General features: G+C 70.3%; 26 protein-coding genes and 1 pseudogene. 16 read left to right on the forward strand and 11 right to left on the reverse strand.

The window, feature by feature from the left end; genetic code table 11:
• The first annotated feature begins 36 nt into the window (after positions 1-36).
• Entirely contained in the window at positions 37-795 is a 759-nt protein-coding gene (locus tag ACQ614_RS17530; RefSeq protein ID WP_431679487.1) for a group II truncated hemoglobin, read from the forward strand.
• A 50-nt stretch (positions 796-845) separates the two neighbouring features.
• Here the strand turns inward: ACQ614_RS17530 and ACQ614_RS17535 are convergent, their stop codons facing one another.
• A complete protein-coding gene (locus tag ACQ614_RS17535) occupies positions 846-1,727 on the reverse strand; it encodes a DUF1906 domain-containing protein (RefSeq protein ID WP_431679488.1) in 882 nt (293 codons plus the stop codon).
• A 141-nt stretch (positions 1,728-1,868) separates the two neighbouring features.
• On the opposite strand from ACQ614_RS17535, the gene ACQ614_RS17540 reads away from it, so the two are divergent.
• On the forward strand, positions 1,869-2,963 hold the full coding sequence (locus ACQ614_RS17540; protein WP_431679489.1) for an EamA family transporter: 1,095 nt from the start codon (positions 1,869-1,871) through the stop codon (positions 2,961-2,963).
• 413 nt (positions 2,964-3,376) lie between these two features.
• On the opposite strand, the gene ACQ614_RS17545 is transcribed toward ACQ614_RS17540, so the two are convergent.
• A complete protein-coding gene (locus ACQ614_RS17545) occupies positions 3,377-4,741 on the reverse strand; it encodes an FAD-binding oxidoreductase (protein ID WP_431679490.1) in 1,365 nt (454 codons plus the stop codon).
• A 137-nt stretch (positions 4,742-4,878) separates the two neighbouring features.
• Positions 4,879-5,496 (reverse strand): antibiotic biosynthesis monooxygenase, encoded by a 618-nt coding sequence (locus tag ACQ614_RS17550; RefSeq protein ID WP_431679491.1) that lies wholly within the window; start codon positions 5,494-5,496, stop codon positions 4,879-4,881.
• Between the two features lie 558 nt (positions 5,497-6,054).
• Here ACQ614_RS17550 and ACQ614_RS17555 point away from each other — a divergent pair.
• The 4 genes from ACQ614_RS17555 to ACQ614_RS17570 all read left to right on the forward strand — a co-directional run bounded on the left by ACQ614_RS17555 (position 6,055) and on the right by ACQ614_RS17570 (position 9,492).
• The gene (locus ACQ614_RS17555) at positions 6,055-6,912 is read left to right on the forward strand and encodes a GNAT family N-acetyltransferase (protein ID WP_431679492.1); all 858 of its coding nucleotides are present in this window, start codon (positions 6,055-6,057) and stop codon (positions 6,910-6,912) included.
• 223 nt (positions 6,913-7,135) lie between these two features.
• Positions 7,136-8,263, forward strand: coding sequence for a hypothetical protein (locus ACQ614_RS17560; protein WP_431679493.1), 1,128 nt, complete (start codon positions 7,136-7,138; stop codon positions 8,261-8,263).
• A 515-nt stretch (positions 8,264-8,778) separates the two neighbouring features.
• Positions 8,779-9,195: a DUF5994 family protein gene (locus ACQ614_RS17565; protein ID WP_431679494.1), complete on the forward strand. Its 417-nt coding sequence runs from the start codon at positions 8,779-8,781 to the stop codon at positions 9,193-9,195.
• Positions 9,196-9,246: 51 nt separating this feature from the next.
• Entirely contained in the window at positions 9,247-9,492 is a 246-nt protein-coding gene (locus ACQ614_RS17570; protein ID WP_431679495.1) for a hypothetical protein, read from the forward strand.
• 11 nt (positions 9,493-9,503) lie between these two features.
• Here ACQ614_RS17570 and ACQ614_RS17575 read toward each other — a convergent pair whose 3' ends face one another.
• On the reverse strand, positions 9,504-9,671 hold the full coding sequence (locus ACQ614_RS17575) for a hypothetical protein (protein WP_431679496.1): 168 nt from the start codon (positions 9,669-9,671) through the stop codon (positions 9,504-9,506).
• Between the two features lie 679 nt (positions 9,672-10,350).
• Here ACQ614_RS17575 and ACQ614_RS17580 point away from each other — a divergent pair.
• Positions 10,351-10,530: a hypothetical protein gene (locus ACQ614_RS17580; RefSeq protein ID WP_431679497.1), complete on the forward strand. Its 180-nt coding sequence runs from the start codon at positions 10,351-10,353 to the stop codon at positions 10,528-10,530.
• Here ACQ614_RS17580 and ACQ614_RS17585 read toward each other — a convergent pair.
• Positions 10,519-11,154 carry a DUF5994 family protein gene (locus ACQ614_RS17585; protein ID WP_431679498.1) on the reverse strand — a complete coding sequence of 212 codons (636 nt, stop codon included), beginning with the start codon at positions 11,152-11,154 and terminating at the stop codon, positions 10,519-10,521. The two genes, ACQ614_RS17580 and ACQ614_RS17585, sit on opposite strands and share 12 nt — an antisense overlap.
• A gap of 1,496 nt (positions 11,155-12,650) precedes the next feature.
• On the opposite strand from ACQ614_RS17585, the gene ACQ614_RS17590 reads away from it, so the two are divergent.
• From ACQ614_RS17590 to ACQ614_RS17605, 4 genes are all read left to right on the forward strand, one after another.
• Entirely contained in the window at positions 12,651-13,595 is a 945-nt protein-coding gene (locus ACQ614_RS17590) for a hypothetical protein (RefSeq protein ID WP_431679499.1), read from the forward strand.
• Positions 13,596-13,703: 108 nt separating this feature from the next.
• Positions 13,704-14,093, forward strand: a complete 390-nt coding sequence (locus ACQ614_RS17595; protein WP_431679500.1) for a peptidase inhibitor family I36 protein — start codon at positions 13,704-13,706, stop codon at positions 14,091-14,093.
• 252 nt (positions 14,094-14,345) lie between these two features.
• A complete protein-coding gene (locus ACQ614_RS17600; protein WP_431679501.1) occupies positions 14,346-14,675 on the forward strand; it encodes a spore-associated protein A in 330 nt (109 codons plus the stop codon).
• 945 nt (positions 14,676-15,620) lie between these two features.
• Entirely contained in the window at positions 15,621-15,911 is a 291-nt protein-coding gene (locus ACQ614_RS17605; RefSeq protein ID WP_431679502.1) for a hypothetical protein, read from the forward strand.
• A 2-nt stretch (positions 15,912-15,913) separates the two neighbouring features.
• Here ACQ614_RS17605 and ACQ614_RS17610 read toward each other — a convergent pair whose 3' ends face one another.
• The 3 genes from ACQ614_RS17610 to ACQ614_RS17620 all read right to left on the reverse strand — a co-directional run bounded on the left by ACQ614_RS17610 (position 15,914) and on the right by ACQ614_RS17620 (position 18,737).
• Positions 15,914-17,155, reverse strand: coding sequence for an IS701 family transposase (locus tag ACQ614_RS17610; protein ID WP_431679503.1), 1,242 nt, complete (start codon positions 17,153-17,155; stop codon positions 15,914-15,916).
• A 105-nt stretch (positions 17,156-17,260) separates the two neighbouring features.
• Positions 17,261-17,713 (reverse strand): hypothetical protein, encoded by a 453-nt coding sequence (locus ACQ614_RS17615; RefSeq protein ID WP_431679504.1) that lies wholly within the window; start codon positions 17,711-17,713, stop codon positions 17,261-17,263.
• Positions 17,714-18,443: 730 nt separating this feature from the next.
• Positions 18,444-18,737: a hypothetical protein gene (locus tag ACQ614_RS17620; RefSeq protein WP_431679505.1), complete on the reverse strand. Its 294-nt coding sequence runs from the start codon at positions 18,735-18,737 to the stop codon at positions 18,444-18,446.
• A 191-nt stretch (positions 18,738-18,928) separates the two neighbouring features.
• Between ACQ614_RS17620 and ACQ614_RS17625 the strand changes: the two genes are divergently transcribed.
• Positions 18,929-19,138, forward strand: coding sequence for a hypothetical protein (locus tag ACQ614_RS17625; protein WP_431684131.1), 210 nt, complete (start codon positions 18,929-18,931; stop codon positions 19,136-19,138).
• A gap of 58 nt (positions 19,139-19,196) precedes the next feature.
• Here ACQ614_RS17625 and ACQ614_RS17630 read toward each other — a convergent pair.
• The 3 genes and pseudogenes from ACQ614_RS17630 to ACQ614_RS17640 form a co-directional block, all read right to left on the reverse strand.
• Positions 19,197-19,367 (reverse strand): annotated as a pseudogene (locus tag ACQ614_RS17630) (helix-turn-helix domain-containing protein); the annotation flags it as partial.
• 71 nt (positions 19,368-19,438) lie between these two features.
• Entirely contained in the window at positions 19,439-20,002 is a 564-nt protein-coding gene (locus ACQ614_RS17635; RefSeq protein ID WP_431679506.1) for a GNAT family N-acetyltransferase, read from the reverse strand.
• Positions 19,999-20,766, reverse strand: a complete 768-nt coding sequence (locus ACQ614_RS17640) for a GntR family transcriptional regulator (RefSeq protein WP_431679507.1) — start codon at positions 20,764-20,766, stop codon at positions 19,999-20,001. Before ACQ614_RS17640 ends, ACQ614_RS17635 begins: the two co-directional genes overlap by 4 nt.
• Before the next feature lie 656 nt (positions 20,767-21,422).
• Here ACQ614_RS17640 and ACQ614_RS17645 point away from each other — a divergent pair.
• Genes ACQ614_RS17645 through ACQ614_RS17660 form a run of 4 tightly spaced genes read left to right on the forward strand, consistent with a single transcriptional unit; the run spans position 21,423 to position 23,318 of the window.
• A complete protein-coding gene (locus ACQ614_RS17645; RefSeq protein ID WP_431679508.1) occupies positions 21,423-21,707 on the forward strand; it encodes a hypothetical protein in 285 nt (94 codons plus the stop codon).
• Positions 21,704-22,618 carry a DUF2637 domain-containing protein gene (locus ACQ614_RS17650; RefSeq protein WP_431679509.1) on the forward strand — a complete coding sequence of 305 codons (915 nt, stop codon included), beginning with the start codon at positions 21,704-21,706 and terminating at the stop codon, positions 22,616-22,618. The genes ACQ614_RS17645 and ACQ614_RS17650 overlap by 4 nt, the downstream gene beginning before the upstream one ends.
• Positions 22,615-22,947, forward strand: coding sequence for a hypothetical protein (locus ACQ614_RS17655; RefSeq protein WP_431679510.1), 333 nt, complete (start codon positions 22,615-22,617; stop codon positions 22,945-22,947). Before ACQ614_RS17650 ends, ACQ614_RS17655 begins: the two co-directional genes overlap by 4 nt.
• Positions 22,944-23,318, forward strand: coding sequence for an RRQRL motif-containing zinc-binding protein (locus ACQ614_RS17660; protein ID WP_431679511.1), 375 nt, complete (start codon positions 22,944-22,946; stop codon positions 23,316-23,318). The genes ACQ614_RS17655 and ACQ614_RS17660 overlap by 4 nt, the downstream gene beginning before the upstream one ends.
• Positions 23,319-23,338 lie beyond the last annotated feature (20 nt).

Genomic DNA, 23,338 nt, shown 5'->3' on the forward strand with positions numbered 1-23,338 from the left:
GTTGCCCCCGGCGGCGGGGCGCGCTTCAGTCGTCCTATGACCGTGGAGTACATCCGGTACCGGCTCGCCGGGCCGCAGCAGCGCGCCGCCTTCGAGGCCGCCTGCCGACGGGCGGTGGCCGCCCTCGCCGAGGCCGGGGAGTGCGTGGACTACGCGCTGGAGCGCTCGGCCGGGGAGCCGCCCGGGTACGGGCTGCGCATCCGCTGGACGTCCGCGGAGGGGCGCCGGGCCTTCTGGGAGAGCCGGGAGGGCTCCTCCTTCTTCGACGGGCTCGAGCCGTACGCGGAGCCGGACGGGCTGCTGCTGGAGGAGGAGACCCCGGTCGCGGGCCGCGGCGGCTCGGTGCCGACGCTCTACGAGTGGGCCGGCGGGGCGCCCGCCTTCGAGCGGCTGTTCACCCGGTTCTACGAACGGGTCGACGGGGACGAGCTGCTCGCGCCGGTCTTCGCCGGGAAGGACCCGGCGCACGCGCAGCACGTCGCCGCCTGGCTCGGCGAGGTGTTCGGCGGCCCGCCCCGGTACAGCGCCGAGTACGGCGGCCACCGGCACATGGCCTCCCGGCACCTGGGCCGGGGCATCACCGAGGCGCAGCGCCGCCGGTGGGTGGCGCTGCTGACGGACACCGCGGACGAGGTCGGGCTGCCCGCCGACCCGGAGTTCCGGGCCGTCTTCGCGTACTACCTGGAGTGGGGCACCCGGATGGCGCTGATCTACTCGGGTCCCAATCCGCCGCCGCTGCCGGAGACCCCGATGCCCCGCTGGGACTGGGGCATCACCCCGCCGTACCGGGGCTGAGCGGGGCCCGGCGGGCCGGGCGGGTCGGCCGGGCGGGTCGGCCGGGCGGGTCAGCCGACCGGGGAGTCGAGCTCGTCCCGGTCGACGGTGAGGGCGTTGCCGCCGTACGACTCCTGGACGTTGCCGCGGTACTGGTGGATGCGGCGGCTCTCCGTCCAGAGGTCGGGGTTGAGGGCGCCGGCGCCGTCGGTGGTGTTGGCCCGGTCGTCCCAGCGGGCGTACCAGACGGCGTCCGGCAGCGGGGAGCTGCCGGCCCGGGCGGCGGCGGCCAGGTCGGTGATGCCCGACTCGGCGGAGGAGTAGAACCCGGAGAGGTGGCCGGCGGCGTGCAGGGCCTGCGTCCAGCCGACGGTGAAGTCGATCACGGCCTGGCTGCAGCGGGTGTCGCCGCGCGGGTAGGCCTCGATGTCGAGGTAGACCGGTGTCCCGGCGCCGAAGCCGAGGATGCGCATCGCGGTGACGGCCTCGGCGGCCTCCCGCTGCCCCTGGCCGACCGCGTCGGCGGGGTCGATGTGCCGGGGCTTGGCGCTGTTGGTGCTGCACGGCGCCTGCAGGCCGACGTGGGTGGGGAGGAACCGCCAGCCCATCGCCCGGGACTTCGCCACCCAGTCCGCGGTCAGCCGGGACTGCGTGCAGCCGCGCTGGCCGCCGCTGACGTAGATGCCGACCGCCCCGTACGGGGAGTCGTCCCACCAGGTCTGCATGGTGGCGAGCGGCGGGGCGGTGCAGGTGTCGAAGCCGGGCCCCTGGTAGACCTCGCCCGCCGGCAGCCGGGCCGCGCCGCCCGGATCGGTCGCCGGGTCGGCGAGGACGGTCCGGGTGAGCCGCGGCACACCGGCGCCGGGGGCCGCACCGGCCGCCGGGACGCCGATCGAGCCGAGCAGCAGGACGGACGAGGCCGCGGCCGACGCGGCGGTTCCCAGGAAGCGCACCCCACAGTCCTACTGACGGACCGTCGGACACCAGCGGCAGGCGCGCGCCGCCCGGCGGCCGATTCACCCGGCCGGTGGGCCCGTCCCGCATAGTGGTAACGGGTTTGCGGCCATGTGACTCCTTACGTCAGACTCGGCGGCATGCCCGTTGCCAACTCCTTCGAGCCCGTGCTCACGGCTCCCACCGGCGAACCGTTCGCCGACGCACGCTCCATGCCGCCCTCCCCCAAGGGCGAGCCGGCCGGCGAGCGCGGTGGTTGGCGACGACGCGGCCCGGCAGCCGCTGCACCCCCGGACACCGGGACGGCCACCACCGGAGCCGAACGGCACCGGCCACCGGCCGGCCGTCCCGAACGGACCACCACCTCGCAGCGGCGCCTGGGATCGATCCCGGCGCCGCTGCTGTGTGTGGCGGCCATGGTCACCTGCCAGCTCGGCATCGCCTCCTCCAAGTCGCTGTTCGGCGTGCTGGGCGTCGGCGGGGCGACCTTCCTGCGACTGACCGTCGCCGCGGTGGTGCTGCTCGCCGCCACCCGCCCCCGACTGCGCGGCCGCAGCCGCCGCGACCTGGCCTCGGCCGTGCTGCTCGGCCTGGCCTCGGCCGGCATGACCCTGCTCTTCGCCGGTGCGACCGACCGGCTGCCGATGGGCACCGCCTCGACCATCGAGTTCCTCGGACCGCTGGCCGTGGCGATCGCCCTCTCCCGCCGGGCGAGCCACCTGTTGTGGGCACTGCTCGCCGCCGGCGGCGTGGTGCTGCTGACCCTGCTCGGCGAGGGCACCGGCGGAGCCGCCCTGGACCCGGTCGGGCTCGCGTACGCCTTCGGCGCGGCGGCCTGCTACGCCGGCTACATCCTGTTCACCGACAAGGTCGGCGCGGTGTTCCGCGGCTTCGAGGGGCTCGCGGTGTCCTTCACCATCGCGGCCCTCGCCGTCGCACCCTTCGGCGCCTCGCAGGCCTTCCACGGGCTGGCCGACGCCTCCGCGCCGGCGCTGCTGCTGCTCGCGGTGGCCGGGGTGGCGCTGCTCTTCCCGGTGGTGCCGTACGCGCTGGAGATGACGGCGCTCCGGCGGATGCCGCAGCGGGTGTTCAGCGTGCTGGTGAGCCTGGACCCGGCGGTGAGCGCGCTGGTCGGGCTGGTGGTGCTGGGGCAGCTGCTCGGCGGGGTGCAGCTGGCGGGCATCGGCTGCGTGGTCGCGGCCAGCGTCGGGGCGACGCTGACGGCGCGGCGCTGACGCTGCGGCCGGGGCCGCCGTCGAGACAGGGGCGGGCGGTGCCGTCCTACGGCACCGCCCGCCCGAGAGGCTGCGGAGACCCTTTCCGCGCCAGTCGTCCGGTGTCGCCCCGCTCGGCCCGCCCGCACCTCCTCCGCCCGGCGCCCCCGCCGGGGATGGAGCGGCACATCCGGCTCGGACCGACCGGAGGCCCGGCTCAGCCTGCTCGGATGGGGAAGCGTGCCATGCGTGTCCTCCGTCCAGGGTTCCTCGGCGGGACCGTCGACAGAAGAATCCCGCAACAAATCGACAAAGTCATAGCTCGACGAACCCTTTTCGCCCTTTAGCGTGATGTCACCCGGCTCACGGCCGGTCCGCGCGCGGTCCCCCTCCGCCGGGGGCGCACACCGGCCACCGCACGCCTCTCCCCATGGCTACAGCGCCTTGCCGGGGTTGAGGATGCCCAGCGGGTCGAAGACCGCCTTGATCTGCCGCTGCAGCTCCAGCCCGACCGGGCCGAGCTCCCGGGCCAGCCACTCCCGCTTGAGCAGCCCCACCCCGTGCTCGCCGGTCACCGTGCCGCCCAGGCCGAGGCCGAGCTCCATGATCTCGTCGAACGACGCCCGCGCCCGGGCCGTCTCGTCCGGGTCCGAGGCATTGAAGATCACCACCGGGTGGGTGTTGCCGTCCCCCGCGTGGCTGACCACGCCGATGGTGAGCCGGTGGCGGTCGGCGATCGCGGCCACGCCGTCCAGCATCTCGCCGAGCCGGGACCGCGGCACCGCCACGTCGTCGATCATGGTGGTGCCCAGCTTCTCCATCGCCGGCAGCGAGAGCCGGCGCGCCTCCAGCAGCAGGTCGGACTCGGCCTGGTCCTCCGCCGGAACGACCTCGCTCGCCCCCGCCTCCCGGCACAGCCGGGCCACCACCGCCAGTTCGTCCTGCTTCGCCGGGCCGTCGAAGGCGACCAGCAGCAGCGCCCGGGTGGACTCCGGCAGCCCCATCCGGGCCATCGCGTTCACCGCCCGGACGGTCGTCGCGTCCATCAGCTCCATCAGTGACGGGACGAGCCCGGCCGCCATCACCGCGCAGACGGCGTCGCTCGCGCTCCGGGTGCTCGGGAACTCGGCGGCCAGCGCCAGCTGCGGTGCGGGCACCGGCCGCAGCGCGACCACCGCCCGCACCACCACGCCCAGCGTCCCCTCGGAGCCGACCAGCAGCCGGGTCAGGTCGTAGCCGGCCACGCCCTTGGCCGTGCGCCGACCGGTGCTCAGCAGCCGGCCGTCCGCCAGCACCACGTCGAGCCCGAGCACGTACTCGCTGGTGACGCCGTACTTCACGCAGCAGAGCCCGCCCGCGCCGGTGCCGATGTTGCCGCCGATCGTGCAGGACTCCCAGCTCGACGGGTCGGGCGGGTAGGCCAGGCCGTGCGCGGCGGCGGCCCGCGAGAGTTCGGCGTTGACGACGCCCGGCTCGACCACGGCGAGCCGGTTCACCGGGTCGACCTCGAGGATGCGGTTCATCTTCACCATCGACAGCACGATGCAGCCGTCGACGGCGTTCGCGCCGCCGGAGAGCCCGGTGCGGGCGCCCTGCGGCACCACCGGCACCCGCAGCTCGGTGGCCGTCCGCAGGACGTGCTGCACCTGCTCGACGGTCTGCGGGAACACCACCACGGCCGGCGCCCCGGCCTCGCAGAACCCGGCCATGTCGTGCGCGTACGAGGCCACCACGTCCGGGTCGACGGCGACCGCCGCCTCCGGGAGCCCCGACACCAGCCGGTCGACCAGATCACCCACGGCAGCCTCCGCCTCTCGCGCACCTGTCCGCTCTGCACTCTGCCCCTGCCGGGCGGGCACGGCAAGGACGGTGCGCAAACACCGATCGGCGCCCCTGACGGAAGGTCAGGGGCGCCGGAGCGGCGGGGCGGGCGGGCTCAGCCGTGGTGGGTCGGCCGGTCGAGGATGACCACCTCGAACTCCTCCAGGCTGCGGACGGTGACCCCGGCCGCAGGGGCGTTCTTGGCCCGCAGGGCCGCCTGCGGGCCGCGCGAGGCCTCCAGCGCGGCGCGGTCGCGGAAGATCGTGCCGACCGAGGCGCGGCCCTCCGCGCGGTTCACCAGCAGGGCGCCGGAGACAAAACCGTCGATCTGCCCCATCCCGGGCAGCAGGGTCTCGCGGAACCGCTCGACCAGGCCGTCGATGCGGGCCGGGTCGATGTCCGCGCGCACCATCCGGAATCCGGCGCCGGGCGAGGCCGGGGTCGGCGGGCTGAAGGCGGCCGCCTCCCACACGTCGACGGCCACGGTGCCGGCGAACGGTGCCAGCAGGGCGGCGCGGCGGGCCTTCAGCGCCTCGTTGCTGTCGCGCTGGGCCTGCTCGCTCTCCCACCAGGAGCCCATGGCGATCTTTCCGACCGTCCGGTCGGCGAAAAGGCCGTAGCCGCGGTAGCCGGGCTGGTCGGTGAGCAGGCCGACGGCCTCGGCGCGCAGCGCGTCGAGCGCCTCGTCGATGAGGGCGGGGTCGCCGGTGGCGTAGAGAGTGCGGACGTACATGGCAGCTTCCTGTCGTCGGCCCGGCACCCTGGACGGCACCGGTCACGGGCACGGCACACGTCCATCCGACGGCCCCGCCCCAACCCGGGCAACGCGGGCGACCCGAACGGGGACACCCGCACCGCTCGTGCCCGCGATCAGGGAGCCCCCGTCCCCGGCTCCGGGGAGCCGGCCAGCGCATCCCACTCCGGGTCGGGCTGGCCGGGCACGCTCCGACCGGTCTCCCGCCACAGGACAGCCAGCTGGGTGTAGATCGGCACGTCCGGGAAGTGGAGGACCGTTTCCGTCCTCCCCCGCCGCGGTCCCGGTACCGCCGTCGGCTTCGTCATGTACGAAGAACGACCCTGACGACGGTCGGGCACGCCCCGCGTACCGAGCACGGGTCTGCAACACCGTCAGGTCCCGGCCGAACAGCCTCCGAGGAAGCCGGTCGGCAGCCGAGCCGCCGCCTGCAGGCCGGACAGCGCGCCGAACCGCCGGCGATGTGGAGCAGCCCTATGGTGAACATGATCCACAGGTGTCGAACCCGGCGTGGGGTATGCCATGCAATCGTTGACGATGCGCGGTTTCCGTAGGTCGGACCGGCGCGCGGTGCTCGCCCTGATCGCCGCAGACCGGCTGCCGGGCCAGCCCCGACCCACCGCGACCGCACTCGTCTCCGCCCTGGGCGCACGCGGCCCGGACGGAAGGCCCCAGGCCCGCGCCCTGCAGCCACCCGTCACCGAGATCCTCCTCGACGCGCGCCGTCACATCACCGGGGTCATCTCCTACGCCCTGCGTCCCTACGACGGCGCCGGTGTCGTCCTGTGGGCGCACGCGGCCGAGGACCCTTCCACCATGGCCGTCCTCATGGGCTGGGCCCGCGTCCGCCTCGGCCCCGACCGCCCCTGGTACGCGTTCCCGGGCATCCCCGCCACCAGCACGACCGAGGGCCTCGCCCTCAGCAGGCGCCCCGCCACCACCCATGCCCTACGCACCACCGGCTTCACCGCCATCGCCGAACGCCAGTACTGGAACCGCGACCTGCGCCGGAATCCACCGGCAGGTCCTCTCCCCCCTCCACTGGCGACGACCGCTCCGCAGCACGGCCCCCGCGGCCTCCTGCTCCGGCTCACCCGAACGGACGGCACCCCGGCCGCCGAAGCCCGCATCGACACCCCGGACCGCGGCACCGCCCACCTGCACCGCCTCGTAGTGGCAGAAGCCGACCGCAGCCGGGGACTGGGCCGCCATCTCCTCGACCAGTGCCTCTTCCACGCCGCCCGCACCGGAGCCCCCCGCCTGACCGCGACCACCGATGCCACCGACCCTCACGACCCCGCCGTCAGACTCCTCTCCCACGCCGGATTCACCCCCGTCGACACCCTCGCCGTCTACCACCGCCCCGGACGCCCTGCAGGTCCCCACAACCCCTGACAGGGGGCGAGACCGCCAAAACCGCCGCCCACATCAACGGGCCGTCTCCGCAGCACGCCACCACCCGCATTGACCCGGAGTGCACTCCTATTGCTATTGCGCTGTTTGGCGGGGAAGGCCGGTTCGTGCGCGTGTCAGGGCTCTCGCGGACCGGGCATTGCACCAGAATCTCTGGAACCGTCCCAGTGACAGCCGACTCGCCCAGACCACGAGGAGCACTGCCGTGCCGATCAATGAGTGGCTCCCCGACCAGCCTGTCCGAACTGGCCGCATCGACTGGCCCGAGCACCGGGACGACAAGGTCTTCCAGCGCCTGCAGACGGGGCAAACCGTTGTCCTGGACCGCCAGCCCTGGCTGGTCCTCGAGATCAACGAGTACCCCTACTTCCAATGGCCGGAGCCTTACCAGAAATCATGGCGCGAGCACGTAGAACTCTGGAGGCACTCCGAAAACCTCCACGGCGCACACCGAACCACCACGCCCCCCGACCGGGCCAACTTCTACAAGCGCCCCGTAATCCTGGCCCTGCGCAACGAAAATCTCCCCAGATCCGCGCCGAAGCACTGGTGCGCACCGGCCAGCCACGACTGGCACGTCCTTCCCGAGCATTACGCCGTGTGCCGCGCGTGCGGCGAACTCCCGCCCTGCCGCAACGGCGAACACCGCTGGGACGGGGGACCCAGGCGCGACGACCACAACGGATCCATCCCGCTCATCGTCCCGATCGGCTGCTGCATGGGATGCGCCGAACTCATCAAACCCCGGATGCGGGCGATCACCTTTCCCGGCCCCAACCTCTGGTACCCCGAACTCGGAGACGGAAGCGCGGCCTTCCACACCCGCACCAGCTGCTCCGACCAGGTCGACCGCTACCGCAGGGAATGGGAGAACACGCACATTCAAAATTCCCGGCCGGCTCCCGAGCCCCTGTTCCCCGAAGCGAACGCCGAAATCCTCGCACTTCCCAGGACGAGGCCTGCGCCTGATCAGGCGAGCTTGCCGGAAATGGCACTGCGGGTCAGTAACTACCCCCTTGCCGCAAGTGCGTCCGCACTCGCGCCGCAGGCGGCCCCCGCGCCGGACAGAACTCATCCGGCGACCCCCCACATGCATCCCTGCCAGCCGCCCTGCGTCAACACGGCGCACCCGCTTCCCAGTGCCCACCTCGGGCCCGCCGCCTCGATTCCGCAGCTCGCAGGCGCGGCCGAATACACCCCGGACATTCATCCGGAAATCCGCACGACGGACCAGGCCTCGCGAGTGATCGAAGAGCTCACTGCAGCAGTGCGCAACATCGCCGTCTATCTGAACGGCGGAACGAACACGCAGACCCATGCGCAAATTCTGTAAAAACATTCCCTTGCGCAATCACCGCAGCAAAGCCGCGTGACAGGCTTCCGCTCCGGTGCACGAGGGGACGGTCCGGGACGGGAAACGCCGAGGGCGGGTGCCGACCGGAGTCGGCACCCGCCCCGATCTGGGACTATCGCCCACCTGCGCGGACGGTGTGGGATTTGAACCCACGGTGACGCAAGGCCACGACAGTTTTCAAGGACACCCGGTCCGCAGGCGAGGTATCCGGCTCCGACCGGCCGCAACGATCGAACAGCGACCGGTGCGGGGGTCCTGCGTTCCGTACCTGTTCCTGCGGATGATCACCGGTCCTCCGATCGGGACGGCGGGCCGGAGTACGGTGGGAGAGACGAGGGCGACGCGGATCAGAGAAGATCAGGCCGTTGTCCCCTCCCTCTCAGCGGGCTCCTTGCCGGGCTTGTGGATAGGCGGCGGGCCATGGCGGACGAATCCGGCACCGGCACCCTGCGCTCCTTCCGGACCGGTTTCGCCAGTCGGCGCAGCCGGGTTCCGTGCTGTTGCGGCTGGAGACCACGCAGTCGCGCGAGGGAGAGTTCGACGGCGCCCGGTGGTCGCGTTCCCGGGACATCGGCGCCGAACTGCCCGGTCTGGTCATGGCGCTGACCGAGCACCCGGGCCCGATCGCCCGCGTCGGTCTGGACGCGGATGCGTGGGACAACGTGCCACCCCGGTTGGTCATCGGCGGCAGGCCGGTGCGTATCGACCAGTACCCGGTCGGCAATGACACGGTGATCATCACGCGGGGTGACCGCGACCACTTCATGCTGCTCGTCGTCCCGCCGCAGGCGAGCGCGGAAACAGCGCATGCCGCGATGGCGCGGGCGATCCGGGCCGGCCGTACCGGCTCGGCGCGACAGATCCTCGTCGCCACCGGCCTCGGCTCCGAGCCGACCGTCGAGCCGACCTGACCGGTCGCGCCCCGCTTCGGCCGGCCGGGTGGAAGGAAGGCGTGAGAAGACATGTCCGTCTACGTGAAGCTCTCGGCCGAGGCCAGGTCACCGGCGGAGCCGTCGAAGGGGCCGTTGGACCTGCAGTACCAGGACAGCCCCGACGGCGTCACATTCGAGTACGACCTCCACCCGAGCGGCGCGCTGCGGGTCCTGCGCGTCTTCGAGGACACTCCGCACATCGTCGAAGCGTGCTTCAGCCCCGGGGCATGGCTCCAGGTCGCGGGCACCTTCCTGCGCAGCGGTTCCGCATACTGACGGGGGGCGGCTCACCGTTGGGCCGAGCGACCGCCGTGCCGGAACCGGACGGCGGAGACGGTCACGGCGATGACCAGCACGACGATGCCGATGAACAGCAGGTAGAGCAGCCCGTCGGCGACGACGCCGATGATGCCGAGCACGATCGCCACGAGAATCAGAAGCAGCACGAGTGCCATCTTGGGTCTCCTTCACAGCCCGGGGTCCTACCGCCGTACTCGGCCCCCACCGGAGCGCCGGGCGGCGCTCCCCGCCCGTACCCGGCGCACAGTCCGGTTCGTAGTGGGTGAAGACCGCCGCATCCTCCGCGGCGGGCAGTTCTCCGTCGGTGTCGATCGCGGGCGCTGCCTCACCCGGCTCTTCGAGCGGGTGACCTCACGTAGCCGGGGCCGACCGTCACGCCCACGAGCGGGGCGGACACCAGACGGTGGCGCGTGGGCAGGTCGACCGTGGACGGTGGCGAACGAGGGCTGGTCGGTCTCAGTGTCCACGTAGACGGCTTCGAGCCTGCCGATCTTGTGGCCGTCGGTGTTCACCACGCCGTGGCCGCGCCGGTCCCGGATGTCACCTGCATCGAACACCGGCCGACCTCCTGTGATTCGTCTTTCCATCGTGGCACCGCGGTGTTTTTCGCACCCGCCCCGCGGTCGTCAGGGGCGCGGACCGGGCAGCCCGACGGTCGCCCGGTCGCACTGCGATGCGGGCGGCGGGCCACCGGTCGCGGTCGGCACGTCCGTCCCCTTACGGTCGTGTTCCGGGGCGGGTCCGTTGTCACAGGAGGCCAGGATGCGGCGCTACCGCTGGGTTCTCGAAACCCAGGACGACGAGGGCCGGTGGTCCCGGCATGACGGTGATCCCATGCCGGACCCGCTGGAGTACGAGGGTCCGCCCCGGCAGGCGGCCAACCACCTGCGCGACGTGTTCGTGCGCACGCTCTCCCGGCCCGCACCCGGCCCTCGGGCGATCAGGATCCGCCTCTGGGAGGGGCCGCAGCCCGTCGGCGAGCCACAGGCCGAGACCGAGTGGTCACGCGAGTAGGCCCATGGGTGTCGGCCCTGTCCCGGTCCGCACGGAGGCCCCGCCCCACCGGTGGGCCGGCTCGGGCCAGGACGCGGCACGGGACCGGGCAACGTCCGCACGTCTGTCGGCCTCACCCACGCCGTCGGCGGGCATGGTGGCCGACGGCAGGAAGCCGGAGCGGGGCCCCTGCTTCGCCGTTTCCGCCTCGGCCGCCCCTCCGCCCGTTGCCGTGGCGATCAGGGCGCTCGCGGTCCGAGTGTTCGTAGGTGCGGCGGCCTCCGACATCAGCCGGGCGGCCTCGGCGGCATCCGCCTGCGGCGGGACGACCAGCAGGTTCAACCGGCGCGGGGCGTACGAGCAGACCATGATCATGTGCTCGTCCTGCTCGGTGGTGAACCAGCCCGCGTGGACGGTGTGGCCCGCGACCGGGATCCGCCGTGGGACGACCGGCCACTGCGCAGGGTTCACGGTGATCCGGGTGACCCGGCCCCACCGCTCGTCGAGTTGGGCGGCCAGGGAAGGGAATTCGAGAAGAAGATCACGCGAGCGAGGCCACCAGGCCCCGTCAAGCCGACCGGCCCGCACGCCCTCGGGCGCGAGGGCGAGCCGTACGGCGGATTCGGGGATGGGCGGCGTCGTCACACGATCGAGGATCGCGGTCATGATGAAGGACCTGTCTCCGGACCCGGCCGGGTCCGGCATATCCGTTCGCCGGAGACGACGCCAGTGTCCATTGCCGGCATGCGAAATGCCTTCGGTGATGTCCAGGCTACTCTCCGGCGGTCCCGCACCGCATGGGTGACGGCCCGAAAACGGCCTGACCCGAGCCCGGGTCGGCCGCCTGTGTGAGCAGATTTCAAGAACCCCGGAACGCCCGTGTCATCAACCATCCCGATGGGGCACAACGGCAGCACATCCGCCAGAGGGCATCGCAGGCACGCGCACGCAGGGGCAGTCCCGATCTGATCGGATCAGTCGGGGGGTGTGGGATTTGAACCCACGGTGACCAGAGGCCACGACAGTTTTCAAGGGTCCAAAGTAGCCGCCAAGCCATTGGGCCGCCTGACCTCGCAAAACGCCCCCTCGGCCGACCCGCACCTCGCGATACCGGGACACGCATGGGACAGAAGGTGCTGGGCGAGCGGGCAGGCTGGAACACCAAGATGTTCCAGCCTGCCCGTTTGAGCGACGACACCCCGCGCCGAGGCCGTCACTGCGCTGTCACTGCCATTCCCCAGTTCAGAGGTGGTTGAGTGACAGAGTGACAGCTGTGACACTCGCGAACCGGGCCGAGTTGTCACAGCTCCAGAAGCTTGGCGTAGAAGTACGCTCCCACCTACCGGGCTGCTCTCTATGATCTTCCGGGTTCTGGCCATCGTGGTCAGCCGGGAGGCAGGGGACGAGTGGACACCATCACTCAATTGGTGACCATCGCTGCTGTGCTGCTGGGCTCGCTAACGGCGTACGTCACGAATCAGTTGATGGAACGCAGCAAGCACAAGCAAGCCTTACGGGTCCGGTGGGACGAGAAGAAGCTCGATGCGTACGTCGACTACGTGGGGCGGGCGCGGCTGCGAACCTCGTCCAGCCGTCATGGATGTCACTCCTCGCGACAATGGCCTGTGGCTCAAAGCCCCGGTGACGCACCGAGCTCGGCACTTGGCGAGGGAGGGCTATTCAGCTTGACGCCGTGCCTTGCCAAGACCCGTCCGAGCTGGCAGCTCTGTCGAAGTCGATGGCCGGGCGGGTACGTCGGCCGGTCGGCGGGGGTGTCGGCGGCGTCCTGGTCTTCGGAGTGCCGGTACGCCGAGAGCCGTCGGTACCGTGCGCCGGCGCTTGCCCTTGGTTCAGGTGCAACGCGGCGATCCGGCTCGCCCGGCAGGACTGACCCGGGCGCCGAGGCTCCCGGTCGGCGTCGCCGGGTATTACGGGCACGAGACCGCCGCGATACCTCCGCGCACCACGATACGGGCACGAGACCGCCGCGATACCTCCGCGCACCACGATGGCGTCCAGGGCGAGGGCTCACCCGGCGGCCCACTGCCAACGGACCGGAAGAGGACGCGGGACGAGATGCGGAAGATGTGCAAGCACGTGGCCACGGGTCCGACGGTGACCGCGATCGGGGCTGTCGGCGTATGAGTTCCGCCGTGCATCAGCGATTGACCGGCAGAGGTCTGCGGGTAGGGCTGGCCGGGCTGGCCGGGCTCATGTGCCTTGCCCTGGCCGGTTGTTCGTCATCCGGGCAGCCAGCCGCAGAGGCGGTGCCGACCACGCAGTCGCCGTCCGCACTCCCGGCGAGTCCTGATCCGCATCTTCCTGTCGAGCCGTATCTCTTCTCCGAGGCGGAGGCGGAGAAGCTGACCAGGGCGGGAGCCGTGCTGCGCAAGGCGTGCATGCAGCGGTTCGGCCTCGACTACGCCATCAGCCCCGCCGGCCCGCCGACCGGACCGCGCACGTTCATGGACCGCCGGTACGGCCTGACGGACCCGGCCGAGGCGGCGGCAAACGGCTACCACCTCGGCGACCGCGACCCGCGCACCCACCCGGTCCGCCCGCCGCAGTTCTCCGCCGAGCAGCAGCAGGTGCTCACCGGGCACCTCCCGGGGAAGACCGGTGCGGACGAAACGAACCTCCAGGTCAACGGCGTACCGGTACCACCGGGCGGGTGCTACGACGAGGCGAAGCGCGGCCTGGCCGGTGCGGGGGAACTGGGCCCGAGCAGCGTGGCCCAGCAGGCCAACTTCCAGACTTTCAAGGCCAGCATGTCGGTGGCGCAGGTCACGAAGGCATTCGAGGCGTGGTCCGGCTGCATGAAGAACAGGGGTTACTCCTACCCCAATCCGATGGATGCCATCGGCGACCGGCGCTTCCTGGGGGACTCACCCACACCGCTGGAGCTCCAGGTGGCGACGGCTGACGTGATCTGCAAGCAGCAAGTGGATCTGGTCGACACCTGGTTCGCGGTCGAGGCTTCCTTGCAGAAGGAATTGATCGCACGGCAACAAGCCGAATTCACGGCGGTGCTCGCGGCGAAGACCGAGCAACTCGCCAAGGCCGACGCCGTGCTGCGCGATCAGTGAAGTAGTGGGCTGACACTTTTTCACGTCCGGGCGCGCCCGACCTTCCCCAGGTACGCCGAGGGGATTGCACACACGCCTGGAACGTCCCATGAAGAGAGGATCAAAGAAATGAAGCGCACCCTCAAGCTTGCCGCAGCAGCCCTGGGCGCTGCCCTGCTCGTCCCCACCCTCGCCACCTCCGCGCAGGCCGCCGTCCGCGACTGTCCGGACGGCAAATTCTGCCTTTTCTACAACTCGAACCAGCAGGGCTCCCACATTGCGATGTCGACGAACATTCGCGACCTCGCCGGGTACACCTTCACCAGCCCCGGCAACGGCCAGGGCCAGCACGTCAAGAACAACGCCGCATCGGCTGTCTCCAACGTGTGCATGACGGTCCGGGTGTACTACAACTCGAACTACAGCGGCCCGATGGACATGTTCAACTACCGCAATGCCGCGAACCTGGTCAACACGTACAACGAGAACGCCTCGGTGAGGTTCGCCGAGGACTGCTGAGCCCCACCCACATGGCAACCGGTCGCCGGTACGCGTTCCGGCGTACCGGCGTACCGGCGTGCCGGAGCCGGGCTTCGGCAAAGACCGCGACAACACCGCCGTAACAGCGCGGGATCGCGCACGACCACCCAGCACCTGATCCACCGTCACATGTGCAGCATCAACGCTCATGCAGCGAAGCACCGAGCAGACTCTCGTTCGCGTGGGTGTCGCCGTGGTCGCCACCGCTGGCGCCGTGGTCGCCGCCCCTCGGTGGCGCAGGCCGCCGACTACAACGGGGTCTGCGGTTCGGGCCACCACATCGTCGACTCGATGTCGCTCGCGGATGACACCGCGTTCCTGACGTACGACAGCTCGACCGGGCAGAACTGCGCCGTGACGGTCCGCAACAGTCCCGGCAGTCCGGTGTACGTGATCGCATCCATCAGGGTCGCCGTCGGGGGAAGCCCCCGGCACAAGGACGGCGACTACTACGGCACCTACGCCGGACCGGTCTACGTGTACGCGCCGGGCCGGTGCATCGACCGGGCTGCCCAGATCGACGACGACTCCGCGCAGCAGTTCGGCTCCCACTGCGGCTGAGGTGGTGGAGGTCGGTCGGCGTAGGTCGTTCCGACGGTGCGACCGCGCGTGTCGGGCCACAGCGTCGCCGTCCCGCTCCGCTTCTACGCCAAGATCATCAATAGCCGGGAAGAGCAGGCCGACGCCGTGATCGAGCGCTTCCTCAACGGCGAGGGCCCGGCTCGTCGGACGCCGAATCCGTTCCACGGGTGTTCCGCACGCCCTGACAGGAGGGGTGTCCGAGCGGGACAGTCCGGGACGGGAAACGCAGAGGGCGGGTGCCGACCGACGTCGGCACCCGCCCTGAGCTGGGACTACCGCCCACCTGTGCGGAGGGTGTGGGATTTGAACCCACGGTGACCAGAGGCCACGACAGTTTTCAAGGCCGAAGACGCTGCACCGCAAACACCGCGGCTGACCTGGACGCCGGTAGGGATCTCCCGAGCATCACCGGAGCGGTGGCCCCGAGTTGGCCCCGGGGAATGGTGAGCGCTCAGCCCCGAGCCTTTCGCGGGACAACCCCGAGGTACTGGGCACCCTTGTGGTTGGCGAGCACGAGAGCGAACTCGTGGCCGGCGGTGCACCAAAGATCGACTTGGACGTATCCGCCCCGAGTGCCGATAGGACTGTCGTAGTCGTCTCGGTCGGGGTGCACGGTCACGGCACTGTGATCTCCACCCTCACCAGCGGTCTCGATCCCCTCTTCACCACACGCTGGGCACCTGACCTCCCACCGCATATTCCAGTCACCGTGAGCGGGGGTCGTGGGTACCAGGATTCCCTCGTGCGGCTGGGGCATCTTCGCGCGCTCCTCTCGGGTGTGTACGAGCATCATTCCTCACTCACCACTGCCCCGCAGGCTAGTACTCCAGCCGTAGATCGTGATCATGGGTCGGTGTCTCCCGTCCCGGTAGCCTGCGGTGAGGCCGCCACGTCGGCTTCATCCCATGGCAGAGAGGGTGCGTCGTGATCCGTTCGGAGGTTGCTGAATTCATTGCTCTGGGCAAGCTCCCATCCGAGGACGATGAAAGGCCGGACGAAATCGTTGCAGCTGCCGTCGACCATGCCGCAGATCTTCTGGGCCGCATCGCACGCCCGGTGACCGACGAGGAGGCTCACGCCCTGGCCGAGTGCTTCGGCGAGGACGAGTGCTACGGCGTGGGCTGGGTGCTCCTGCATCTCATCGAGACGGCTCCTCATGCGCGTGAAGACCAGCCTGAAGCCGCTCGACGATGGCGCGAAGGCCTGACGAGCTAATTTCACGGCCAGGTGGCGGCTTGCCTGCGGTAGTGACACAGACGTGCGCAGGCTTGGTGCTGGCGTCGCCAGTGTGACCAACGCAGGCGGTGTGCGAGGTCGTGGACGGGGCTGATCAGTGCGGCGAACAGGTGCTGGATCTCATTGCCGGTCAAGGGGATCAAGCCGTCCGGGGCGGGTCGGTCGCGGCGTTCGGTGGCTGCGGTGACAGCGAGAAAGGCGTGGGCGAGCATGGTGAGGGTGACCCAGCGGTGCCACGAGGTCCAGCGGCGGACCTGGTGCTCGTCCAGGCCGGTCAGGCCCTTGCTGGCTTGGAACGTCTCCTCGACCATCCAGCGCCGTCCGGCGACCCGCACCAGCTCGGACATCGGCACCGGGCGGGGTGAGAAGCAGCGGTAGAAGGCGAGTTCGCCGGTGCGCCGGTTGCGGCGGACCAGCAGGCACCACTGTCCGAGCCGACCGGCCGGACCGTGAACCTCGATCTGTGCCCAGTCGTAGTACCGCTCGCCCTTCGCGCCCGCTCCAGCCGACAACCGCTGCCAGGCCCGCTTCGGGATCCGCGCGGCCAGGGTCTTGGCCTGGAACTTCCCGGCGGGCGTGACGACGGGGTGGGTGCTGGAGACGGCCAGGACGTAGCCGAACTGGCGCTGTTCCAGGGCGGTCCGCAGGTGCGGGTTGTCGCCGTAGACCTCGTCTCCCGCGACCCAGCGGGCCGGTGTTCCCGCGTCCAGGGCCCGCTCGACCATGCGGGCCGCGAGCTGGGGCTTGGTGGCGAAGGCCAGGCCGTCGGGGATGCCCGCGCTCCGGCAGCGGTCCGGGTCCTCCGTCCATGAGCGCGGCACGTACAGGGCCCGGTCGATGGCAGCGTGTCCACGGCCGGCGGAGTACACGATATAGACGGCGACCTGGGCGTTCTCGATGCGGCCGGCCGTGCCGGTGTACTGGCGCTGGACGCCGACGGTCGCCGTGCCCTTCTTCAGATCACCCGTCTCGTCGACCACGAGCACGGCCTCCGTGTCGTGCAGGTGCTCGACCACGTAGCCACGTACGTCGTCTCGGATCGCGTCGGCGTCCCATTTCGCACGGTGGAGCAGGTGCTGCATGCCGTCCGGAGTTGCGTCGCCCGCATGCTCGGCCAGGGTCCAGCAGTTCTTGCGCGGCAGGTCTGACAGCAGCCCGGAGACGAACCGCCGCACCCGGCGGCGGGGTTCAACTCGGGCGAACCGGCCCGCAATCCGGCCCATCAGGTCCTCGAATGCCTCCTGCCAGCGGGCAGGCACTACGCTGGCGTCCGAGGTCGCCGCGTGATCATTGGTTGTCCACACAACACCTAATGATCAACGGCGGCCTCACCTGCTCGGACGCCAACGGAACCAGTAGTCCAGACCCTCGGCCCGGTAGCGGGCACCGGCGTCAAAGCGCACCTCGCCCACCAGTAGCCTCGCGTCGTCCGGCGCCTGACGGTATGGCGCCAGCAGCAGGGCCAGCTCGTCGTAACGGGCGTCGATCCCGCCCTGGCCCGGGTGGGTCTCCGGCCCCACCGTCCCTGCCTCATGGCGCTCGATCCACCTGGCGAAGATCGCCCACTGCTCGCGCTCAAGCTCCACTGCCGCGTCGCTCGCGGGCCAGACGCTGTACTCGTCGGCCTCGTCGGCGTCATCCCAGTCGTTGCCTTGGAAGTAGAAGGGCTTGCCATTGACATCGGCGAGGCCGGCACGCGGCCCGCTGCACCACTCCAACTCGACGTACACACGCTCGAAGCCGTCAGCGATCAGCTGCACTTCATCCCAGGTCTCAGCCACACGCGCAGGCTACCGACGACCGGCCTCGACATCCATGATCACGATCTACGGCTGGAGTACTAGTTGGGGCCTAAGAACCCCTAACGGAATGCGGGTTGGCTGGGGACGCTGCTGCCGACGGTACGCGCGGAGTCACCATGACAGGATCCAGCTGTGACGTGCGATGTGTGTGGACACGAGATGCGGCAGGCACCGGTAGCGGGACCGCGAATGGCATGGGACTTGCCAGTCAAGGAGCGGTGGTTCTGCTCCTGGTGCTACGCATGGACCGAGCTGGGACACGAACCCGGTGAGGTTTCACGGCCGCAGTACCAGCCCATGTACGGGCGCTGGGAGCGGGCAGACTCACCGTCGCTGCCTCAGGACGTGGCCCACGCCTATGACACGGCCTATGCCTACACAGGTTCCGGCGCGACCCTGTGCGGCATAGAGCACGTCGGCCTCTCCGTCTCGCCGTACTTGTGGGTGCCGGATTGGAGCAACGCCTGCGGAGCCTGCAAGAAGACGGCGGCCGTCATTGACCAGCGCTGGCCACTGGAGATGCGAGACGGGAGCCGCGTCAACCCCACGCCTCCCCCCGGATCCTGTTGGCCTTCCTTCTAGGACTGCCCACTCGATGATCCGAGCCGCCTCCAGCAGATCAAGCGCCTCGCCGTCCGCTGGGAACGGCGTCTCGACCTGCACGAAGCCCTCGTCTCACTTGCCTGCGCGGTCATCTGCTGGCGACGTCTCAGGCAGCCTGCTCGTAGACCGTGAGCGCCAGACGCTCGCCGTCCCTGGCTGTCACGGCATTGACCAGGATCTCGCTGCCCTCGTGGAAGCGCAGCGTGAAGACCGGATCGAGATCCATCAGGAGATCGAAGACCTCGCGATGATCATCCGACAGGCGCTCAGGGCCGAGTACCGCGTCACAGGCCCAGTTGCCGTCGGCGACACGGATCGATACCTGCACGTCGAACTTGCCCAGACACGTCGACCCATTGGCCCACCACTCCAGCGTCGCTAGCCCCTGATAGCTGTCCATCCCCCAAGTATCTCGGTCGGCCAAGTGTGCGAAACGGGGGCGGCGTAGGACAGTTGCAAGATCGTGTTACGAGCTCTACTGACGTCGGCGCGTCAGGGTGAACTGTCCCGGGCGATCCGCATGCCGTCGGGCAGAGGTGGGAATAGCCCAGGTACTCATGTCCACAGAGTGAGCAATCCTGGGGGGGAATCATGACGGGTGACCGTCACGACGGGGCCGGCCCGGCTCGCCGCATCCGGCGCGAGAAGATGACGGCTTGGTGGGGCCGCAATGCGTTGTGGGTCGCCATAGGCGGCTTTTTGCTGATGATGGCGGTGTTCTTCCTGATTTCGCTCACCAACGACCGCGGCGGTAGTGTCAGGCCGTGCCCGCCCGACAAGGTCTGTGGTTTCGTCCGTTGAGCTTGCCGAACCGGCCAAGCGAACCCGACCAGCTTGCCCGGCCCCTCCGTGACCTCGTGTCCCGGCCCAACTCATGCCAGTAGTAAGCCGATTTCCGGCTCACCCGCAGGCGCCGTGCCACTTCCGACGGCTTGACCCCCTGCTCGAACAGCTCAGCCGCCTGCATCCGCACTGACTCCCGGCGCAGCCGACCCTCAGCTGTCAGCCCGCCCCCATCCGCATACCTCACACACCATCAGATACAGCCACCACACCACGCCCATCAGGGGCTTCGGGACAGTTCACCCTGACGCGCCGACGTCAGTAAGTAGCCGCCGCCCCCACAGCGGTGGCGTCCTCAAAGCCGTGTTCGGCAGGAACCGCGGGCCGCTGCGCGATCCATCCGGAGACGCGCGGGCCGCCGTTCACCGCCACTCCCTCCCGGACCGTGCGTACGTACGTGAACCCATGATCGAGGTAGTAGCGCTGCAGGCGCTCATTTGCTGTCCACGCATCGAGCCGAAGCCACCGTGCACCTTGGCTGGCGGCACGGGTGCCCGCCCAGTTCAGCAGGCGTCCCCCGATGTCCCGGCCCGCATAGACGCGCGACACCGTGAGCTTGTTGATGTAGCGCGCAGGCTCGCCGAGTTCGGTCGGCGTCCAGAGTCCGTCCTCGGCATCGGGTGTGAGTGTTATGGTCCCCACGGTCTCCGATCCGTCCCGGAGCATGAAGACCGTGCCGGCCTCGATCGTGGCCAGGAGCTTGTCTGCCGGGTAGGGGCGACTCCACTGGTCACTACCGAGTGCACTCAACCACCCTGCCGCCTCTTCCCGGAAGGCGAGAAGCTGACTCAGGTCCGCTGGCGTTGCTGACTCGATGATCACGCTTCCGCCTCCCGCGCCGCAAGGTTCCCGATCTCGTAGTTCATGTGGTTGAGATCGCCGCGGAACGTGGTGATGGTGCACCGGATCGGTTTGTCCTGCGAATAGCCGGTCCGCACCCATACCAGCACCGGCACGCCAGCCCCGACCTGGAGAAGCCGCGCTTCGTCCGGTGTGGGCATCCGGGTGGAGATGTCGTCGAAGTAACCGACCTGCTCCACTCCCAGCCCGGCCAGATACCTGGTGGTCCCTTCCTCGATGTCGCCCGGCTCCGCCAACCGAGGCGCCTTCTCGACTAGCCACATGGGGTAGTTGGTGGCCTGAGTGGACCACGGCACGCTATCGACGTAGCGGTGGCAGAACCGCAGAACGGTCGTCGCTCCCTCAGCCACCCGTAGCTGTTCGGCCACGGTCGCCGGAGCTGGCTGCATCTCCACCCTGAACTCTTGGTGAGGTCGTCGTCCGGCATGCGTCACGTCGGTGTTGTAGGCGTCCCCGTTCTGGGGGAACGTGAGGTTCTCGAAGCGCGAGGCGTTCAAGTTGAACACCTCATGCGAGCGGACCTCATAGCCGAGCCCCTGGCTAGCTGAGATCAGCCCTTCAGTCACGAGGACGTTCAGGCCGGCGCGCACCGTGTTCCTGGAGGCGTCGAACCGGTCACACAGGTCCCGCTCGGAGGGCAGGCGAGCCCCGGGCGGGAACACCCCGGTGCTGATCTCGTTCCGGAGCACGTCTGCGACTCGGCGGTACAGCGGCTGGCTACTCATACCTCCCATAATGCCCCACTGGGCCAACTGGTTCCTACATGTTGAACCAATGGGCTTGACGCTTGCTCTCCGTGAGTGCAGCATCATGTTCAGCAGCTTGTACCTACCAGTTGAGCCAGTGGCTCAAGGGGGACAAGATGGCGTCGATGGGTCACGCCCAAAAACGTCATTACCTGCCCAAATGCACCACCCGATCAACAACTCAAGAGAGTGATCCACCACCGCAGTCCTTCCGTGACCACGCCGGTCGGGGTGAGTGGAGACCAGTCGGTAGAGAAGGGGCGCATGCCCTGACACCTCGGTCGCCCTTAAGACGGCGGCCGTACATGGGACACGCAGCCGACTCTGGAAGGCGGCGGCCACCTTGGTGCGCGGCCGCCTTGCAGAAAGAACGACGCGGCAGACATTTCGCCGGCGACGACCTCCGGGAGCGATCTCCCCGGAGCGAGCCCGGTCCGCGTCCAGCCGAGACCGAACCTCTTGCTTCACCAGTGATCTCGGGCCCCGACACCCTCGCGCATGACCGCGGCGGGTGTCGGGGTCCGTGGCTGCTCGTGACGAGTGGTCTGGGCCCACGAAAGCGGGCCGCCGCGCTCCGGGCAAGGAGCGCGCGGCGGCCCTCGGGTCCACTCCCCGACGGACGAAGAGGTAGACCCGTGAAGTCGATTGTTGCAGGCCAGCACGCCGCGAACCCGGACGAGTTCGCGGAGCTGGCGTTGGGCGTGGACGAGGAGCTGTTCGCCGGCGTGCCCGGCGAGTCGGCCGTCGACCGTGCCGCCCGGATGGACGTGGCGGTGGCGGTGCTGGCGGATCTGCGCCGGGAAGCGCCGGAGCTGGCCGCCTACGCCGAGCGCCTGCTCTCCACCGCGCCGGTGCCGCTGCACACTCCCCGCCGTACCGCCGCCCGCCGCCGCCCGGCGGTGCTGGGGGTGGCGGCGTGAGCCGGCGTGCGAAGTGGTGGATGGTCGCCGCGCTGCTGGTCGTGGTCGGCATGGCGTTCCGCGTCTCGTGGAACGCGCTGAAGGACGTGGCCCGGGCGATCGGCGCCGATCCGCTCGCCGCCGGCCTCTACCCGCTAGTGGTGGACGGCCTGATGGCGCTGGCGCTGGTGGCCGCGCTGATCCTGGTCGGGGACGACCGGAAGTTCGCGCTGCGGGTGCTGGGCGGCTACACCGCCGCCAGTCTGGTGCTCAACTATGTGCACGGTCTGGTGCCCGCGCTGCACGGCGGCGGTCGGGTGCGGTTGGCCGACTGGGCGCCCGCGCACTACGCGCTGGTGCTGCTCGCGTCGTGCCTGCCGGTCGGCTCGATCTTCTTCGGATCGGACCTGGTGGCCAAGGTGCTCCACCACAGGCCCGAACCGGCAGAAAACGACCAGACCACCGCAAACCGGTCGGGGTCTGACCTGCCGGGATCGGCCGATCCCAACGTGAACGAGTCGGTGTACGAGTCGGCCGATCCCGAGCCGATCGCCGACCCGATCCCGGCCGCGGAGCCGGTGCGGGTGCGGGCTGTTGCGGCGGCGGTGAGTCGGCCGCGCCGGACGACCGGCAGCGTGCCGAAGTCGGCCCGCAGTCGGGTGCCGATCCGCACCGAGGAGGAGCTGCTCGCAGAGGCCCGATCCGTCACGGCCGACTGGTCCGAGGCGGAGCTGACGGCCGATCGGATTCGTGCCGCGCTGCGGACCTCGCCGGCCCGGGCCCGGATGCTGCGGGACACCCTGAGGGCCGACCGCACCGAGGCCGCCCGGCCGGGTCTGCGCGCCGTCCCCGACACCACCGGCGCCGCCGATGACGACCCGATCGACCCGGCGCCGGAGAGCGGCGAGGGCAGCGAGGAGCAGGCATCATGAACACCCCCACCACCTCGGGGCAGGCTCCGGCGGCCCGCGCCGTACTGGCCCTGCTCACCGAGTTCACCGACCTGCCCGCCGCGGGCATCGAGCTGCGCGAGGCCCTGCCCTCGCAGGGCGTGCCCTGGATGGTGCGGGTGAGCCTCCACCACGACCTCGGCGGCTTCGAGCAGTGGCGCGAAGCCCTCGCGATCCTGCCCGAGCACGTCGACCAGCACGGGAGCGGCACCCTCGCGTGGCTGAAGGCCACCGCCGACTACGCCGGCATCCCCATCGAGGTCATCGCCTACTACGACACCGACGACCCGGACGAGAGCGGGCCGCGGTGAGCCGCCCCCGCTTCTGGGACCCGCACGGGGAGCGGTTCGGCCTGCCGACCTACCCGTGGCGGATGGCCCCCGACGGCTACCTGACCCGCCGCCAGCTCCGCACGCGGGGGCTGCGGCCGGGTGGCCAGCCGGTCGCCGCACAGATCCTGTGGCGCTCGCGCCGCACCAAAGCCGTGCGGGCCGCCCACCTCTACCGCACCTGCCTGGCCAAGCCCGTCCGCCCGATGACCCCGGCGAGGGCCGCGGCCCTGGCCGCGGCCAACCGGGCCCGCCGCACCTGCCCGCTGTGCGGGCGGGACGCCGGTTACGTGCTGCCCGCCCACCTGGGCACCTGCCTGCCCTGCGCCGAACCCGCCGCGTTCGCGGCCTGACCTGCCCGGAGGTATCCCGG

Source organism: Kitasatospora dryopteridis (genome assembly GCF_050749075.1).
Lineage (GTDB): Bacteria > Actinomycetota > Actinomycetes > Streptomycetales > Streptomycetaceae > Kitasatospora.

Excerpts from the sequence above, each read along its gene's own strand:
- ACQ614_RS17575 (WP_431679496.1), bottom strand. The coding sequence starts at position 9,671 with ATGGCACTCGTGCTGCTTCTGATTCTCGTGGCGATCGTGCTCGGCATC.
- ACQ614_RS17590 (WP_431679499.1), top strand. The coding sequence starts at position 12,651 with ATGAGTTCCGCCGTGCATCAGCGATTGACCGGCAGAGGTCTGCGGGTA.
- ACQ614_RS17580 (WP_431679497.1), top strand. The coding sequence starts at position 10,351 with ATGCCGGACCCGCTGGAGTACGAGGGTCCGCCCCGGCAGGCGGCCAAC.
- ACQ614_RS17610 (WP_431679503.1), bottom strand. The coding sequence starts at position 17,155 with ATGGGCCGGATTGCGGGCCGGTTCGCCCGAGTTGAACCCCGCCGCCGG.
- ACQ614_RS17625 (WP_431684131.1), top strand. The coding sequence starts at position 18,929 with ATGACGGGTGACCGTCACGACGGGGCCGGCCCGGCTCGCCGCATCCGG.
- ACQ614_RS17595 (WP_431679500.1), top strand. The coding sequence starts at position 13,704 with ATGAAGCGCACCCTCAAGCTTGCCGCAGCAGCCCTGGGCGCTGCCCTG.
- ACQ614_RS17655 (WP_431679510.1), top strand. The coding sequence starts at position 22,615 with ATGAACACCCCCACCACCTCGGGGCAGGCTCCGGCGGCCCGCGCCGTA.
- ACQ614_RS17570 (WP_431679495.1), top strand. The coding sequence starts at position 9,247 with ATGTCCGTCTACGTGAAGCTCTCGGCCGAGGCCAGGTCACCGGCGGAG.
- ACQ614_RS17620 (WP_431679505.1), bottom strand. The coding sequence starts at position 18,737 with ATGGACAGCTATCAGGGGCTAGCGACGCTGGAGTGGTGGGCCAATGGG.
- ACQ614_RS17540 (WP_431679489.1), top strand. The coding sequence starts at position 1,869 with ATGCCCGTTGCCAACTCCTTCGAGCCCGTGCTCACGGCTCCCACCGGC.
- ACQ614_RS17530 (WP_431679487.1), top strand. The coding sequence starts at position 37 with ATGACCGTGGAGTACATCCGGTACCGGCTCGCCGGGCCGCAGCAGCGC.
- ACQ614_RS17640 (WP_431679507.1), bottom strand. The coding sequence starts at position 20,766 with ATGAGTAGCCAGCCGCTGTACCGCCGAGTCGCAGACGTGCTCCGGAAC.
- ACQ614_RS17555 (WP_431679492.1), top strand. The coding sequence starts at position 6,055 with ATGCGCGGTTTCCGTAGGTCGGACCGGCGCGCGGTGCTCGCCCTGATC.
- ACQ614_RS17550 (WP_431679491.1), bottom strand. The coding sequence starts at position 5,496 with ATGTACGTCCGCACTCTCTACGCCACCGGCGACCCCGCCCTCATCGAC.